Annotated in this window: 11 protein-coding genes and 1 tRNA gene; 7 read left to right on the top strand and 5 right to left on the bottom strand. The window is 68.6% G+C overall.

The window, feature by feature from the left end:
* Positions 1-155: 155 nt before the first annotated feature.
* Positions 156-3,830: a trifunctional transcriptional regulator/proline dehydrogenase/L-glutamate gamma-semialdehyde dehydrogenase gene (putA, locus tag MKK82_RS07355; RefSeq protein ID WP_238285299.1), complete on the top strand. Its 3,675-nt coding sequence runs from the start codon at positions 156-158 to the stop codon at positions 3,828-3,830.
* A gap of 15 nt (positions 3,831-3,845) precedes the next feature.
* On the opposite strand, the gene MKK82_RS07350 is transcribed toward putA, so the two are convergent.
* The 3 genes from MKK82_RS07350 to MKK82_RS07340 form a co-directional block, all read right to left on the bottom strand.
* Positions 3,846-5,438 carry an ABC transporter substrate-binding protein gene (locus MKK82_RS07350; protein WP_243985177.1) on the bottom strand — a complete coding sequence of 531 codons (1,593 nt, stop codon included), beginning with the start codon at positions 5,436-5,438 and terminating at the stop codon, positions 3,846-3,848.
* A gap of 186 nt (positions 5,439-5,624) precedes the next feature.
* Positions 5,625-5,918, bottom strand: a complete 294-nt coding sequence (locus MKK82_RS07345; RefSeq protein ID WP_238285302.1) for a DUF2218 domain-containing protein — start codon at positions 5,916-5,918, stop codon at positions 5,625-5,627.
* Between the two features lie 256 nt (positions 5,919-6,174).
* Positions 6,175-7,626, bottom strand: a complete 1,452-nt coding sequence (locus MKK82_RS07340; protein ID WP_238285304.1) for an FAD-binding oxidoreductase — start codon at positions 7,624-7,626, stop codon at positions 6,175-6,177.
* Between the two features lie 137 nt (positions 7,627-7,763).
* On the opposite strand from MKK82_RS07340, the gene MKK82_RS07335 reads away from it, so the two are divergent.
* From MKK82_RS07335 to MKK82_RS07325, 3 genes are all read left to right on the top strand, one after another.
* Complete coding sequence (locus MKK82_RS07335) at positions 7,764-8,459, top strand: fumarylacetoacetate hydrolase family protein (RefSeq protein ID WP_238285306.1); 696 nt, start codon at positions 7,764-7,766, stop codon at positions 8,457-8,459.
* 16 nt (positions 8,460-8,475) lie between these two features.
* Positions 8,476-8,940, top strand: coding sequence for an NUDIX domain-containing protein (locus tag MKK82_RS07330; protein WP_243985175.1), 465 nt, complete (start codon positions 8,476-8,478; stop codon positions 8,938-8,940).
* Positions 8,941-9,048: 108 nt separating this feature from the next.
* A tRNA-Gly gene (locus MKK82_RS07325) sits at positions 9,049-9,123 on the top strand.
* 238 nt (positions 9,124-9,361) lie between these two features.
* Here the strand turns inward: MKK82_RS07325 and MKK82_RS07320 are convergent.
* Positions 9,362-10,129 (bottom strand): septal ring lytic transglycosylase RlpA family protein, encoded by a 768-nt coding sequence (locus tag MKK82_RS07320; RefSeq protein ID WP_238285308.1) that lies wholly within the window; start codon positions 10,127-10,129, stop codon positions 9,362-9,364.
* Positions 10,130-10,462: 333 nt separating this feature from the next.
* Here MKK82_RS07320 and MKK82_RS07315 point away from each other — a divergent pair, with 333 nt between their 5' ends.
* Positions 10,463-10,765 (top strand): hypothetical protein, encoded by a 303-nt coding sequence (locus MKK82_RS07315; RefSeq protein WP_238285309.1) that lies wholly within the window; start codon positions 10,463-10,465, stop codon positions 10,763-10,765.
* A gap of 106 nt (positions 10,766-10,871) precedes the next feature.
* On the opposite strand, the gene MKK82_RS07310 is transcribed toward MKK82_RS07315, so the two are convergent.
* Positions 10,872-11,168, bottom strand: coding sequence for a hypothetical protein (locus MKK82_RS07310; RefSeq protein ID WP_238285310.1), 297 nt, complete (start codon positions 11,166-11,168; stop codon positions 10,872-10,874).
* Between the two features lie 965 nt (positions 11,169-12,133).
* On the opposite strand from MKK82_RS07310, the gene MKK82_RS07305 reads away from it, so the two are divergent.
* Together MKK82_RS07305 and MKK82_RS07300 are read left to right on the top strand one after the other, a co-directional pair.
* Positions 12,134-12,634 (top strand): response regulator, encoded by a 501-nt coding sequence (locus MKK82_RS07305; protein WP_308445411.1) that lies wholly within the window; start codon positions 12,134-12,136, stop codon positions 12,632-12,634.
* A 947-nt stretch (positions 12,635-13,581) separates the two neighbouring features.
* Complete coding sequence (locus MKK82_RS07300; RefSeq protein WP_238285311.1) at positions 13,582-14,535, top strand: class I SAM-dependent methyltransferase; 954 nt, start codon at positions 13,582-13,584, stop codon at positions 14,533-14,535.
* Positions 14,536-15,294 lie beyond the last annotated feature (759 nt).

The following is a 15,294-nucleotide window of genomic DNA, read 5'->3' as shown; positions in this document are numbered from 1 at the left end:
GATCCCGGCGGCCAGACCGCGCCGGGTGGAAACGCGCGCCGCTGCGAGGGTGGTTCCGGAACGGCTGCGGCAGCCGGCCGAATCGCCGTCACCGACAGCGTATCCTGCAGCCGAGACGGCGGGCTGAACGTTGTCCCGTTTTGGGGGAGCGATCCATGCATGCATCCCGCGCCCGCGACGATGCGACCGATCCGTTCGCTGCCTTCTCGGCCGCGCTGACCGACCTGCCGCCCCTGCGTGCCGCCGTCGTCGCGGCCTGCCGCCGCGCCGAGCCGGACTGCGTCGCTGCGCTCCTCGACCTCGCGCGGCTGACCACCGCGGGCGCGGAGCGCGTCGCCGGCCACGCGCGGCAACTCATCGAGACTCTGCGGCGACGCCGGCCGCGCGGCGGCGTCGAGGGCGTGATCCACGAATACACCCTCTCAAGCCAGGAGGGCGTGGCGCTGATGTGCCTCGCCGAGGCGCTGCTGCGCATCCCCGACGCCGCGACGCGGGACGCGCTGATCCGCGACAAGATCGCGGGTGGCGATTGGCGCGCCCATCTCGGTCACAGCCCGTCCCCCTTCGTCAACGCGGCGACCTGGGGCCTGGTCGTCACCGGCAGGCTGACGGCGACCCGGGACGAGGCTGGATTGTCGGCCGCGCTCACCCGGCTGATCGCCCGCGGCGGCGAGCCGGTGATCCGCGGCGGCGTCGATCTCGCCATGCGGATGATGGGCGAGCAGTTCGTGGCGGGGCGGACGATCGCGGAGGCCCTGCGACACGCCGCACGGCTGGAGGCCAAGGGCTTCACCTACTCGTACGACATGCTCGGCGAGGCGGCGGTGACCGCGGCGGATGCCGAGCGCTACCGGCGCGCCTACGCGGATGCGATCCGGGCGATCGGGGTGGCTTCGGCCGGGCGCGGCGCACTCCGCGGACCCGGAATCTCGATCAAGCTGTCGGCGCTCCATCCCCGCTACGCCCGGTCGCAACGCGCCCGCATCCTGGCGGAACTTCCTCCTCGGGTGCGGGACCTCGCCGCCCCGGCGAGGCGCTCCGGCATCGGCCTCAACATCGACGCCGAGGAAGCCGATCGGCTCGACCTGTCGCTCGACATCCTGGAGATGCTCGCGTTCGACCCGGACTTGGCCGGCTGGGACGGCCTCGGCTTCGTCGTGCAGGCGTACGGAAAGCGTTGCCCCTTCGTGATCGACGTGCTGATCGACCTCGCCCGGCGCAGCCGTCGCCGGCTGATGGTGCGCTTGGTCAAGGGTGCCTACTGGGACAGCGAGATCAAGCGCGCGCAGGTGGATGGGCTGGCGGATTTCCCGGTCTTCACCCGCAAGGTGCACACCGACCTGTCGTACCTCGCCTGCGCCCGCAAGCTCCTCGCGGCCCCCGACGCCGTGTTCCCGCAATTCGCCACGCACAACGCCCAGACGCTCGCCAGCATCGTGGAGATGGCAGGCCCCGATTTCCGGCCCGGCCAGTACGAGTTCCAATGCCTCCACGGGATGGGCGAGCCGCTCTACGAGGCCGTGGTCTCCGGTGAGACGATGGGGCGGCCGTGCCGCATCTACGCGCCGGTGGGCACGCACGAGACCCTCCTCGCCTACCTCGTTCGGCGGTTGCTGGAGAACGGGGCCAACAGCTCCTTCGTGAACCGCGTCGCCGACGAGGCCGTCGCGGTCGAGGCGCTGATCGCCGATCCCGTCGCCCGCGTGGAGGCGTCCGAGCATCCGGGTGCCCCGCACGAGCGGATCGCACCGCCGCGCGCGCTGTACGGGACTGCGCGCGCCAACGCGGCCGGCCTCGACCTCGCCGACGAGGCGGCACTCGCCCGCTTGGCGGAGGGGCTGGCGGTGAGCGGGCGGACCGTGTGGCGGTCCGTGCCGTCCGGGTGCGACGCGGGCTCTGCCGGCACCCCTGTCCGCAACCCGGCCGATCATCGGGATCTGGTGGGGCTCTGGCGATCGTCGGCGTCGGCCGAGATTGAGCGGGCCCTGGCGCTGGCCGCCGGCATGACCCCGGCCTGGGCTGCAACTCCGCCGGTCCGGCGGGCCTCCGGCCTGCGCCGCGCCGCCGACGCCTTCGAGGCGCGGATGCCGGTGCTGATCGGGCTGATCGTCCGCGAGGCCGGGAAGTCCTACGCCGCCGCGGTCGCCGAGATCCGCGAGGCCGTCGACTTCCTGCGCTACTACGCCGCCGAAGCCGAACGGACGCTCGACGGCGGCCCCGATCCGGTTGGGCCCGTCGCCTGCATCTCCCCCTGGAACTTCCCGCTGGCGATCTTCGTCGGACAGGTCGCAGCCGCCCTGGTCGCAGGCAACCCGGTCGTCGCCAAGCCGGCCGAGGAAACGCCCCTCGTCGCCGCCGAGGCGGTCCGCATCCTCCATGCGGCGGGCGTCCCGGCGGACGTCCTCCATCTCCTGCCTGGACCCGGTTCGGTCGGACGCGCCCTGGTCGACGACGCGCGCGTCCAGGCCGTGATGTTCACCGGCTCCACGGCGGTGGCCAAGGGGATCCAGCGCCAGCTGGCCGAGCGCCTGAACCGCCACGCCGAACCCATCCCCCTCATCGCGGAGACCGGCGGACAGAACGCCATGATCGTCGACTCCTCGGCGCTGCCCGAACAGGTGGTGGCCGATGTGATCGCCTCGGCGTTCGATTCCGCCGGCCAGCGCTGCTCGGCCCTGCGCATCCTGTGCCTGCAGGATGAGATCGCCGATCGGACCCTGACGATGCTGAAAGGCGCCCTGAGCGAACTCGAATGCGGCGATCCGCGCCGGCTCTCCGTGGATGTCGGGCCCATCATCACAGCCGAGGCGGCCGATCGGATCACCCGTCACATCGCAGCGATGCGCGCCCGCGGTTTTGCCGTTCACGAGCTGAGCCTGTCATCGAGGAACGGAGGCGGCACGTTCGTGAGGCCGACCCTCATCGAGATCGACCGCGTCGCCGACGTCGAGGCGGAAGTGTTCGGCCCGGTGCTGCACGTCCTGCGCTACGATCGCGCCGACTTGGACCGGATCCTGGCGGAGATCGACGATACCGGCTTCGGGCTGACCTTCGGGTTGCATAGCCGGATCGACGAGACGATCGCCCGGGTCCTCGCTCGCGTTCGGGCCGGCAACCGATACGTGAATCGCAACGTGATCGGCGCGGTGGTCGGGGTCCAGCCGTTCGGCGGATCCGGCCTGTCGGGCACGGGGCCGAAGGCCGGCGGGCCCCTCTACCTCTCGCGGCTCGTCCGGCGACCGCCGGTTGGGGCTTGCGGCGCGCTGGCGGCGGACGGTGCAGCGATCCGCCCGTACCTGGATTGGTTGCAGGCGACCGGGCGCAGCCGTGTTGCCGAACATCTCGCGGCGGTCTCATATCCCGGCTTCGCGGTGACCACCCTGCGGGGCCCGGTCGGGGAGCGTAACGCCTACGCGTTGCGGCCCCGCGGCCGCGTCGTGGCCATCGCCAGCACCGAGACCGGGCTGCTCCTGCAACTCGGAGCGATTATCGGCAGCGGCAACCGCGCTTTGGTCGTCGCGCCGGACCGGAGCTGGCCGATCCTCCGGGACATCCCCGACGCGCTCGGGACCCTCGTCGATCGGACTGCGACGCTCGGCGATGTCTCCGACGTGAACGCGGTCCTGTACGAGGGCGACGCGGCCGGCCTGATGGCCGTGAACCGGCTGGTCGCGGCCCGTCCCGGCGCGATCCTGCCGGTACAGGGCCGCACGCCGGAGGCGCTGGCTGGCGGCGACTGCTACGCCGCGATAGGCCTCGTCGAGGAGGTCTCGACCACGATCAACACCGCCGCCGCCGGGGGCAATGCCAGCCTGATGAGCGTGGGCTGATCCGAGCGGGACCGATCACGCCGAACGGCGGAGATTCCAGAACAGCGGCAGGCCGGTCAGCATGCCGTCGAGGTCGCGTCGGTACGCCGTCGGCTGGAAATACTGGCCGCATGGGATGTAGGCGCCCACCTGCAGGGCGCGCGCCTGGATCTGCGCGGCCAAAGCCTTCTGGGACGCGAGGTCGGGCGCCGCGAACCACGCGGTGCGCAAATCCTCCAGCGGCGCATCGGTCAGCCAGCTCGGCACGCCGGCACGGCCGTTGCCGCGCGTCACCAGATGGTAGGCCGGGGAGAGGTGGTCGAGGCCGCCTGAGAAGATCCCGAACATCGACCAGCCGCCCTGGTCCAGCGGCTTCGGGCTGAGGATCCGCTGGTTGACCGTCCCCCAATCGGTGGCCACCACATCGATGTTCATCTCGAGCTTCCGGCAGAGATCGGCCATGACTTCGCAGATCGCGTTGATCCGCGGCACGTCGGTGCCCGAGAGCAGGACGACTCGCTCGCCCTTGTAGCCCGCCGCAGCCAGGGCCTGTTTGGCCGAGGAGAGGTCACGCGCGCCGGCGAACACACCCATGCCGGCCTCGGAGGCCATGGGTCCGCCTGGGGTGAAGACACCCGCCGGGCCCCGCCGGATGGCAGGATCGCTGCCGGCGACCGCTTCCATCATCTCGCCCTGATCGATGGCGGAGAGCAGCGCGTGGCTGATCGCCGGGTTGTCGAAGGGGGGCAGCGTGTGATTCAGGCGGATCTGCCCGATCAGTCCCGCGGTCTCCACCAGCTCGACGCGCACCGCCCGCTGCCCCATCAGATCGGGCACGAGGTCCACCAAGGGCTGCTCCCACCAGTCGATCTCGCCCGAGCGCAGGGCGCCCGCGGCCGTGGCGCCGTCCGGGATCGTGCGCCACTCCACGCGATCGAAATGCGCGATCCGCGGTCCCGCCGTGAAGCTCGCGGTGCCGCCCTCGCGTGGGCGGTAGGCCTCGAACCGGCGGTAGACGTTCAGCGAGCCCGGTACTCGCTCGTCGGGGACGTAGCGGTACGGCCCGCTGCCCACGATCTCGGGCACCGCCTGCGTGGCCGGCGTCGCGCTCAGCCGCTCGGGCATGATCACCGGGATGTAGGAGGTCGGTTTTGCCAGCGCATCCGGCAGGAGCGGGAAGGGCTGTTTCAAACGGAATTCCACGACAGCGTCGGAAGGCGCGGACAACGCGTCCACGGTCGCGAACAGGGCACCGCCAAACGCGTCCCGTTGGGACCATCGACGGAGGCTCGCCACCACGTCGCGGGCGAGGACCGGCGTGCCGTCGTGGAAGCGCAGGCCGTCGCGGAGCGTCAGGCGCCAGGTGAGGCCGTCCGCGGTGACCTCGTGGCCGGCCACCATCTGCGGCTGCGCCCGGTACGCGGCGTCGAGGCTGTAGAGCGTGTCGAACACCATCAGCGCGTGCGTGCGCGTGACGTAGTTCGTGGTGATAATCGGGTCGAGCAGGGCCAAGTCGGCGTACGGCACGAAGCGCAGCGTCGTCGCGGAGGCAGCCCGGACCAGGGCGGGGCGCGCCAGGGTTCCAGCCACCAGGGCCCCGGCACCGCGCAGCAGGGTGCGTCGCTTCATCGGTCCATCCCAATCGCGTCTGCGAACTCCGTACCGTGCGGTACGGCTCGCAACGTCTGCAAGGGATAAGCCAGGATCGTGGGCCCTGCGACGGGGCCTTCACGTGGACTGCCCCCTCGGCCTGGTGCCGAGCGGGTCCGCCGTCATGGCGCGGGCCGCCAGCCCGCCGTCCGAAGGTGCTGCCGCCTAAGCGGCGCGGGACCAGCGGATATCGCCCAGGCTTTCGCGGAAGGCGAAGCGGGCCAAGTGGTCGGAGACCACGTTCTCGAGCCGGGTGAGGTTGACCGGATCGGTGCTGTCGATGCGCATCACCAGCGCGTCCGGCTCGGCGTCGAACGTGCAGACGCGGTCCTCGCCGAACGGCACGGTGCCGTGCATCGGGGTCGCCTCGACCTTGAACTTGTGGCTCCAGTGGCGGCAGAGCTGCTGCAGGTAGCGGCTCGCTTCCGTGGTCTGCACGCGGGCCTGTGAGGTAGGCATTCCGTCGGTCTCCAGAGGATCAGAAACAGTCTGTCGTGGACGGGTCGTCGTTATATCTCGCATCTGCGAGATAGGAAGGTCTCACAGCAAATGCCATGCCTGACGCTGACGAACTCGCCTCCGCCGTCACCGATAAGGGTCGGTTCGAAGCGTTAGCAGACGCTTAACGCTCGGCGCAGCCGTCGCGGAACGCGGCTGCGCGTGGCTGTCGTGCACCCGTCAGCGCGCCGAATTATGGCGCGCCGCACAAATTCCGTTAGGCCGGTGGTGGGGTCTCGCCCGCGGTCGGGCCGAGCACCTTGCCGGGATTCAACAGCGCCTTCGGGTCGAGGGCCGCCTTGAGCCGGCGCATGAGGTCGAGCCCGACGGGATCGCCGTAGCGCACGAGTTCGTCGCGCTTGATCAGCCCGACGCCGTGCTCGGCCGCGATCGAGCCGCCGAGGGCGTGGACGATGTCGTGGACGATGCGGTTGAACCGGCCCCACTGCGCCAGGAACTCCGCGGCTGGCATGTCTTCGGGCTGCGTCAGGTTGAAGTGGATGTTGCCGTCCCCGAAATGCCCGAAGCCGCAGGGCCGGAGACCGGGCATCGCCGCCACGCAGGCGGCCCCGGCCCGTTCGAGGAAATCGGGCAGGCGCGACAGCGGCACCGAGACGTCGTGCTTGATCGAGGCGCCCTCCCGCGTCTGCGCCTCTGGAACGCCCTCGCGCAGGCGCCAGAGCGCGTCGTCCTGCGCGCCGCTCGCGCCGAGCGCGGCATCGGCGATCAGCCCCTCCTCGATCGCTTGGCCCAGGGCCGCCTCCAGGGCGGCGCGCGCGTCCGCGTCCGGCCTCGCCGACGCGACCTCGATCAGCGCGTAGGCGCTGTGAGCCTCGGCCAGCGGACGGACCGTGCCGGGAACGTGTCGCAGCACGATGTCCAGGGCGAAGGGCGGCAGGTACTCGAAGGCCGTCAGGTCCCGGTCCAGGCGGGTCCGGAGGAACACGAACAGAGCGAGGGCGGCCCGGGCCGAATCCAGGCCGACGAAGGCGACGGCACTGGATCGGGTCTTCGGAAACAGCTTCAGCACCGCCGCCGTCACGATGCCCAGCGTGCCCTCGGACCCGATAAAGAGCTGCTTCAGGTCGTAGCCGGCATTGTCCTTGCGCAGTGCCTTGAGCCCGTTCCAGACCCGTCCATCCGCCAGGACCACTTCGAGCCCGAGGACGAGGTCGCGGGCATTGCCGTAGGCCAGGACGGCGATGCCGCCTGCGTTGGTGCTGATGCCGCCGCCGATCCGCGCCGAGCCGCGCGACGCGTAGGAGAGGGGGAACAGCATCCCGGCCGCATCGGCCGCCGCCTGCACCTCCTGGAGAATCATCCCGGCCTCGACCGTGATCGTGGCGTCCACGGGGTCGACCGAGCGCAGCCGGGTCATCCTCTCCAGGGACAGGACCATGCCGCCCTGCGGCACCCCGGCTCCGGTGAGGCCGGTATTGCCGCCAAGGGGGACGATTGCGATCCCGGCCTGCGTGCAGGCGCGGACCGCGAAGCCGACCTCTTCGGTGGTCCCCGGTCGCAGCACGGCGAGCGCGGCGCCCGTGTACAACTTCCGGCTCTCCACGAGGTAGGGGGCCATGTCGGCCGGGTCGGTCACCACATGCCGTGGGCCGAGGCTGTCGCGGAGGGCGGCGAGCAGGGTGTCGAGTGAAGCCGGGATCGGGGTCATCGGTAAAATTTTGTAGGCCAGAGCGCGACGGTGGCAAGCGCCGGGATGGCGCGGGGCGACGCGCACCTTACAACGGTCTCGTAGAGGCCGGGGGACCCCCCGCCCGGCCCGTCGGACGATCCACCGCAGAGGCAGAGATGCTCTCCGTCATCCAGAACCCGCCCCGCATCGCGCTCCCGATCGTCGGCAGCAGCGATTTCTTTCCCGTCCGCCGCGTCTACTGCGTCGGCCGGAACTACGCCGCCCACGCCCGCGAGATGGGCGCGGATCCGGATCGTGATCCCCCGTTCTTCTTCATGAAACCCGCCGACGCGCTCCAGATGGTCGGCGCGGAGCCGACACCCCACGCCTATCCGCCCAAGACCCGGAATTACCACTTCGAGGTCGAGATGGTGGCAGCCCTCGCGGGCGGCGGCAGCGACATCCCGGTCGAGGGCGCCCTCGACCACGTCTACGGCTACGCGGTCGGGCTCGACATGACCCGCCGCGATGTTCAGGACGAGGCCAAGAAGATGTCGCGGCCCTGGGACACCGCGAAGGCCGCCGACGGCTCGGGACCGATCGGTGCGCTGCATCCGGCCTCCCTGGTGGGGCACCCGGCCCGGGGTTCGATCACGCTCTCGGTCGACGGCGAGACGCGCCAGAAAGGCGACCTCGCCGACATGATCTGGTCGGTGGCCGAGCAGATCGCCTACCTGTCGGGCTACTTCGCGCTGCAACCCGGCGACCTGATCTTCACCGGGACCCCGTCCGGCGTCGGCCCTGTCGAGCGCGGCCAGCGCATGGTGGCGGAAATCGCGGGGCTCGGGGCGATCACCCTCGACGTCGCCTGATCCGGCGCGCATCGGCATGCTTCTCGACCGGCCGCTGTTTCGGCGCCTGTTCCACCTCGGGGCGCTCGCGTCCCGGGGCATGACGCTCGGCGTGCGCGGCATCGCCATCGATCCGCAGGGTCGCGTGGCGCTGGTGCGCCACACCTATGTCGGCGGCTGGCACCTGCCCGGAGGCGGCGTCGAGCGGGGCGAGACCGCGCACGACGCCATGGTCCGCGAGTTCCGCGAGGAGACGGGTATCGTCCCTCAGGGGCCGCTGCGCCTCCAAGGGCTCTACCGGAACGTCGTCGCCGCACCGCGCGACCACGTCGCGCTGTTCGTGGTCTCAAGCTTCACGATCCCCAAGCCCAAGCAGCCGGACCGGGAAATCGCCGCGTGCGCGTTCTTCCCGGCCGACGCCTTGCCGGAGGGAACCACCCGCGGGACGCGCGCCCGGCTGGATGAGGTCCGTCTCGGCCGCCCCTCGGATCCGAATTGGTGAAACGTCGCGACGGGCGAAAGAGACGCTTGCAACGCCCGGCGGAATGGTGTTTAGAGAGCGCCGCCGGGGGCCGCCGGCACGAAAGTCCGGGCGGCGCGGCACTAGTGAGCGGGTGTAGCTCAGGGGTAGAGCACAACCTTGCCAAGGTTGGGGTCGAGGGTTCGAATCCCTTCGCCCGCTCCAGTTTTTCCAACCATACGAACGACAAAGGCCGCGCATCCGCGGCCTTTGTCGTTTCTGGCGGGACACGGATGTCGCGGGGGGCGACGATCCGGGATGTGGTGCCCCGGCAGCAGGTGCTCGCCCCAGCGGGATCGTCGTCGGCTCCCGTGAGCGACCGCAGAATCGCGCTCGGAAGGTCCGGTTCAGCCGCGACAGGCCGGACGCATACCGGTTCCGGCTGCCCGCACATCCAGCCGCATCAATCCACCGTGTACAGGGCGACCAATCCGATCCCGGCAATCCCGAGTTGGCGAGCGCTGGCCCGCGACAGATCGATCGCGTAGCTGCGCCGAGCCTTCGTGCGCTCATTCGTCCGGTCGGTGATGCGGACGACCACCGACCTGCCGTTGCGCTTGTTGACGACCTTGATCTTGGTTCCGAACGGCAAGCTGTGATGGGCCGCGGTCAGCCGGTTCGGATCGTATGTCTCGCCATTCGCGGTCCGGCCGGGATGTTGGTACCAGCTGGCCCGACCAGTTCCGATCAACCGGTTGGTCGCGACGGGTGCCTCTCGTGGTGGCGCGGCGCGCAGATCCGCCACCGTGGCCGTCGTCTCCGGCTCGTGCGCCGTTGATTGCGTCTGCCCCGCCCGGCCCGCGGATATGCCGTCCCGCGCCGAGATCGCATCGACCCCTCGGCCGAAGCGTCCCATCAGGCCGGCCAGCCGCCGGCTTGGCAGATCGTCCGAAACAGGCAGCACGGCCTCCGCGGATCCGACGTCGAGCGATGGTTCGGTTGAAGCCGTATCCGGAAATGCAGATGGAAGCGGCGGAAGTCTCGACGTGAACTGTCTGTACGTGAAGACCGGTGCTTCGCGTTTCAGAGGAGCCGGATCATCCTGCGCGTCGATGCTGTGGGACTCGAATGCCCGGGCGTTTTCTGTCGAGGAGAGAAGCACGGAGACGACGGAGGTGACGAGCAGAGTGCGAGCCAGCCACTGCCGATCTCGGTCGGCCTGCCTGATCATAGGATCCATCCGTGATCGCCCGATTTCATCGGATGCATAAATCACGTGCCGACATTCAGTTCCTGACAACTGATAAAGGCATCATAAAAAGCGGCGTGAATTCTATATTTGCGACCAGAACCGGACCTCACTGTTCTCGCCGGGCGGTGTCGGGGGGGGCGCATCGCGTACGAGAATCCCGCGAGGGACCGAAGCGGTACGGCCGCATGTCGCGCGCGACGGAAAATTGCAGGCTCCGTCATCGCAGCGGCGAGCCTAGGTCGGCGCCAAGCCCCCTTGAACTTCGCGGTGCCTCGACCGTTACGAGGCCACAGCTTTGACATGGACAATGCGATGACCCGGACCAAACTGGCGCTCAGCGGCATCGTGGGACTGCTCCTGGCCGGCCCGGCTGCCGCTCAGGTGGTCACGGGAGGCGCGGGCAACACCGGCGTGGCTCCGCCGCCCGGAACCGGCGGCGTCGGCCAAGGCGCCCGCGATCTCGGCCCCAGCCCGATCACCCGGGGCAACGAGGCAAACCCGAGCAACTCGTCGGTACCCGGCACAACGCCGGACGTGAATATCGGCGGCACCCCGACCGGCGGACCGCCCGGCACGGGCGGCTCATCGGGCGGACCGTCGCTGACGGGGCGGTAGGCCGGTCGCCGCTGCCGTCTTCGCCGGGATGGGTGCGCACGTCCGGCAGCCGGTCCGATCCGGCCGGATCCACGCCTCGATCGGCATCGGACTTACCAGACGGACCTCATCCTTCGCGTTCTGAAGGCTCATGGCTCGGGCGTCGCGCCGGATCGGAGATGCGGGATCGTCCCGCCCGCCGGTGCGTCCGGCGCGCCACGACGAACACCGTCGCGATCCAACTCGCCTCCAGGATGCAGACCATCACGACGGTGTCCGACAGGACTTCACCGAGCGGCTGCCCCCTCAACGCGCCTGCGACGCCCGCCGCCACCGCAACCAGCGTCACGATCGGGACGAGCAGGTACCACGTCAGCAGCACGCCGCAGGCAACTCCGAGCAGCGCAATCAGCACATATCCCATGGGTCACACCGTTTTGCGCCAACTGCTTTAACGCGAATAAGAGCTTCTAAGCTACAACGATAAGCTGCGCCAAACGATGCTGAGCAAGTCGCGACAAAAGCGTCATTTCGTAGCCGCAACGCGTTGGAAAAATTTTGTATGCGGATCCAATCAACCCGCATCATGATCAGTATGACTTGAATTTAATTGTAAGATAGTACGCGACGAGGCTGAATATCAGCGCCCAGAGAATTCCGATCCCGCCGAGTAGGAGCAACCGGCGAACCGACATAGACACATTTCGGAACGCCTCATCCTTCTCGCTTCCATGACGTGGGAAGCGAAGGTTGAGCAATCTGCGGATCGGATCGAGCGCGCGCCACATCGTCTGTATCACGACGGAAGAAGTCTCCCTCGTATCTTCAACGGCCGCGTCGAAGATCGGTCGCACTACGCAGATCGATGGGAATTCACGATGCAAACAGCCTAGAAAGCTGCCCGGATGGGGCATGGCGACTGAGACGCGCCGCTGGCGCGTACGGTTGCAGGGCCAATTCGCCGACGGGCGCGCTGCGCGGATCCGAAGGTCCGGCCCCGGTGAGATCGGCTCCAGAGCTGGCCGGGGGCATCGACGATGCGCGGTCGGTGGCTTCGCGCATCATCGTGGAGCCTTTCGACTTCGTTCGGCCCGTGACCTCAGGCGGCGATGACGCCGCGGGGCGGGCGCCGCATCGTCGTTGGATCCCGGGTCGCGCCGGTCCGGGACCTGCACGGGCTCGCAGACCGGACCAGGGAGAATCCCGTCCGCCTCATGGGTGATGGACTGCGCGACGGTCGGGAAGGCTCACGCACCGGGGATCCGGCGTCGAGCATCCGCGGCGACCGCGACCGCCGCGGGTTTAGATCTTCGCAACTGACCACGGCGGGAGGGCGCTCGACGACGATCGAGCCGTACGTGGCATGCATGGACGACGCCGCCGGCGAGTATGCGCCCGACGCTGTGGTCGGTGACGACGATTCCGACGTCCTGCGGTTTCTTTCCCTGGCAGGCGATACCATCCACGGTGCCGGCGGAGTTAGCTTACCGCATCCCGGACGCGCCCGGAGGAACAATGCCAGCGCCCGCACCGCCGCCCAACGTCCGCCGCATCCTCGTCGTCGAGGACGAGTATCTCATCGCTGTCGAGATGAAGCGATGGTTGCAGGCAGCGGGATTTGACGTCGTCGGACCGGTGCCGAGCATGACTCAGGCTCTGGACCTGATCGAGAACCACGAGCTCGACGCCGCGGTGCTCGACGTCAACCTCGGCAATGGTGAGACGGCTCACCCCGTGGCCGACAGGCTCCGCACGCTCGGCGTGCCCTACCTGTTCGCCACGGGCGACGTGCGCGCGACCGGCGCCGCCGCCGAGCAGCACGGTCCCCGGCTGGAGAAGCCGTTCATCGCGCGCGACCTCGTGCAGGCGCTGTGCAAGCTGCTCCCTTGAGGGGAGCACGCGAAGCCGGTCCCGGCCGGCCGCGTAGGGATTCATCGGGCAGAAGGCGAGTGCGCCCGCTCGACCGTCGGACTTCGCTCTGGCTCGGAAGGGTGCTCCTGCCGGCGTTCAATCTGCGCGGGACACGTCGTGCTGCCTCCGAAGTTCCTCACAGAGTCAAACTCGCACGCGCTCGCCGTGAAAAGCCGACAACGCGTCAGGCGTGTTCGGCCAAGATCGAAGGGTACACGGGTTTCAAGCGACGGCGTTGCGATCGATGCGATCACTCCGAAGCCGGGACAATCAGGTCCTCGCCACGGTCCGCGCGTGGGACGAGGACTCACCTCGGAAGGCTGCCGAGGCCTGTCCTGAACCGTCCCGGCGAGGGACGCCGTCACAACTTTGGCGTGTGACCCGCGATCGATCAGAATACGATCAAGTGCCGCCGATGCAGGAGGCGACTTCGCCGCCAGGGGCAGACCATGGCATCGGCGGTTGGATCTCGGGCCAGGCGCGCAGCCGATCCACCGGCAGGATGACATGTCCGGTCTCCCGGTGGCCGCGTTGCCGACGGCGACACCGCGTCTGGTGAGCGGTCTCGCGCAAGCGCTGGCGGTGTCCGAGGCACCAGAACCAACCGCGTTCGCTTGTTTGCGCACGGATCAACGGGTTGGGATGGATCGCTCCCGAAGCAGTCCAATCAGTGCTTCGTTCCCCCTGATCGCGTCCTCCAAGTCGCACGGGCAGACCGCACGGGCAGACCGCACGTGAAGGCCGCGCGTGCATCCCGTCGCGGGGTTCGTCGGCCCCGCCGGCATCCCGTCGCCGCCACCCCGAAAAGTGAGTTGCGCGGCAGTGCCGCTCATCGTGGATACCGGGGATCCCCGCGCTTACGTACCCCTCATCACTCGACTTACGGTTGTAATTTCGGCATGCTTCTCGTCTTTGGAGTGAGGGCCATGCTGAAGGATATGGTGCGTAGCGCCGGGCGACGGGCCGGCGTCGACATCTTTCGCGCCAGCACGGAGCCGTTTCGCTGGAGCCATACGGTCCACGACTACTATCCGATCGTACCCACTGCACGCTGGAGCCCCGGCACCCTCCCGCACGGGCGGCTCAGCGCCGTTCTGGCGCAGCAGACGGCGGCCTACGAAAGCTTCCTCGACGTGCTGGAAGCCCAGGCCGATCTGCTCCACGCGGTTCCGCACGCGGCCAGCGCCGACGATCCGTGCATGCCGCACTGGAACAATACGTGGTTCACGGCACTCGATGCCGCCGCGCTCATGGCGATGCTCGCCTGGAAGCGTCCGGCCCATTACCTCGAGATCGGCTCCGGGACCTCGACCTGTTTCACGCGCTACACCGTCGAGGCGCTCAAACTGCCGACGCGGCTTACGTCGATCGACCCCATGCCGCGCCTCCATATCGACCGGATCTGCGACGCGATCGTGCGCAAGCCGCTGGAAGCCTGCGACCTGAAGGTTTTCGACGAGCTGCGGGCGGGCGATATCCTGTTCTTCGACGGATCGCACCGCGTCTTCACCAACTCCGATGTGGCGGTGTTCTTCTTCGAAGTGCTGCCGCGCCTCCGGCCCGGTGTGATGGTGCACATCCATGACATCTTCATACCGGACGATTACCCGGTTGCCTGGAACCACCGGCTGTACAACGAGCAGTATCTGCTCGCGGCAATGCTGTTGTGCGGCCAGCCCCCGTTCCGGGTAAGCCTGCCGGTCACTTACGTCTGCAGGGACGCGGACCTGGGCGCCCGGGTACAGCGCATCTTCGCCGCCCGCGGCTCCCGCCCCGCCATACCGTTCCTCTATCCCAACGATGCCCGCGCGCCCGGCGCTTCGTTCTGGCTGGAAATGACCGGTCCTGCGGACGGATCGTCCGCGATCGCGGGATCCTGACGGGCGAAAAAGGCCGTGGCTTGGCCCGCGAACGAACCGGAACAGGCGGCGCGTCAAGCCTCCCCTTCCGCTCCGTTGCGCCCAGGGTTGACCGTGTCGACGACACGGCCCTCCGTACTTCGCATCGTCGACACAAATCAGAATCCACAGCCCTCTGTTCGGCGGAGGACTGAACATTCTGGCGGGTATTCTAAAGATCAATGTAGGATCAGGTTCTTCACGTCTTGCTGCGCCTGCCATGTTCCAGCATCGTCCGGCAGAAAGGGGGAGACAATCCGATGCTGCCGCATGGTCTGGCGCCGCACAAGAATGTGCGGATCCAGACGGTCATCTGGGGCGTGCAGCCGCGCAACACATCGTGAGGACGACACCATTGTCGCCGGACGTTATCAGCGATCCGGAACAGCTAACGCGCTGACGATATTTGTTCTTCCCCGCCAGACCGACCGACGGTGCGAGGGCGCACCGTTCCGCATAGGCGCATTGTCGAGACACCGTCATCCCGCTATGTTGCGAACGCAGCCTAGGATTGTTCTGTGGTGCACAGCACAATCGCATGTTATCACGATCGGCGACTCTCACTGGGGGAGACGAGCCTTCTCGGCAGGAAGCGTCACTCGACATGACGATGGCCAACAGTCCGAAGCTCACGACGGATGCGGACCGCACGATCGGTGGTCTTGTGGCGAGCCTACGCAAGGCACAGGGGCTGAGCCAGACCGCCCTGGGTCACGCGCTGGGCGTGAGCTTTCAGCAGGT

It is taken from the genome of Methylobacterium sp. E-046, from assembly GCF_022829625.1.
GTDB lineage: Bacteria > Pseudomonadota > Alphaproteobacteria > Rhizobiales > Beijerinckiaceae > Methylobacterium > Methylobacterium longum.
This window is presented reverse-complemented; position numbering and strand designations above follow the sequence as displayed.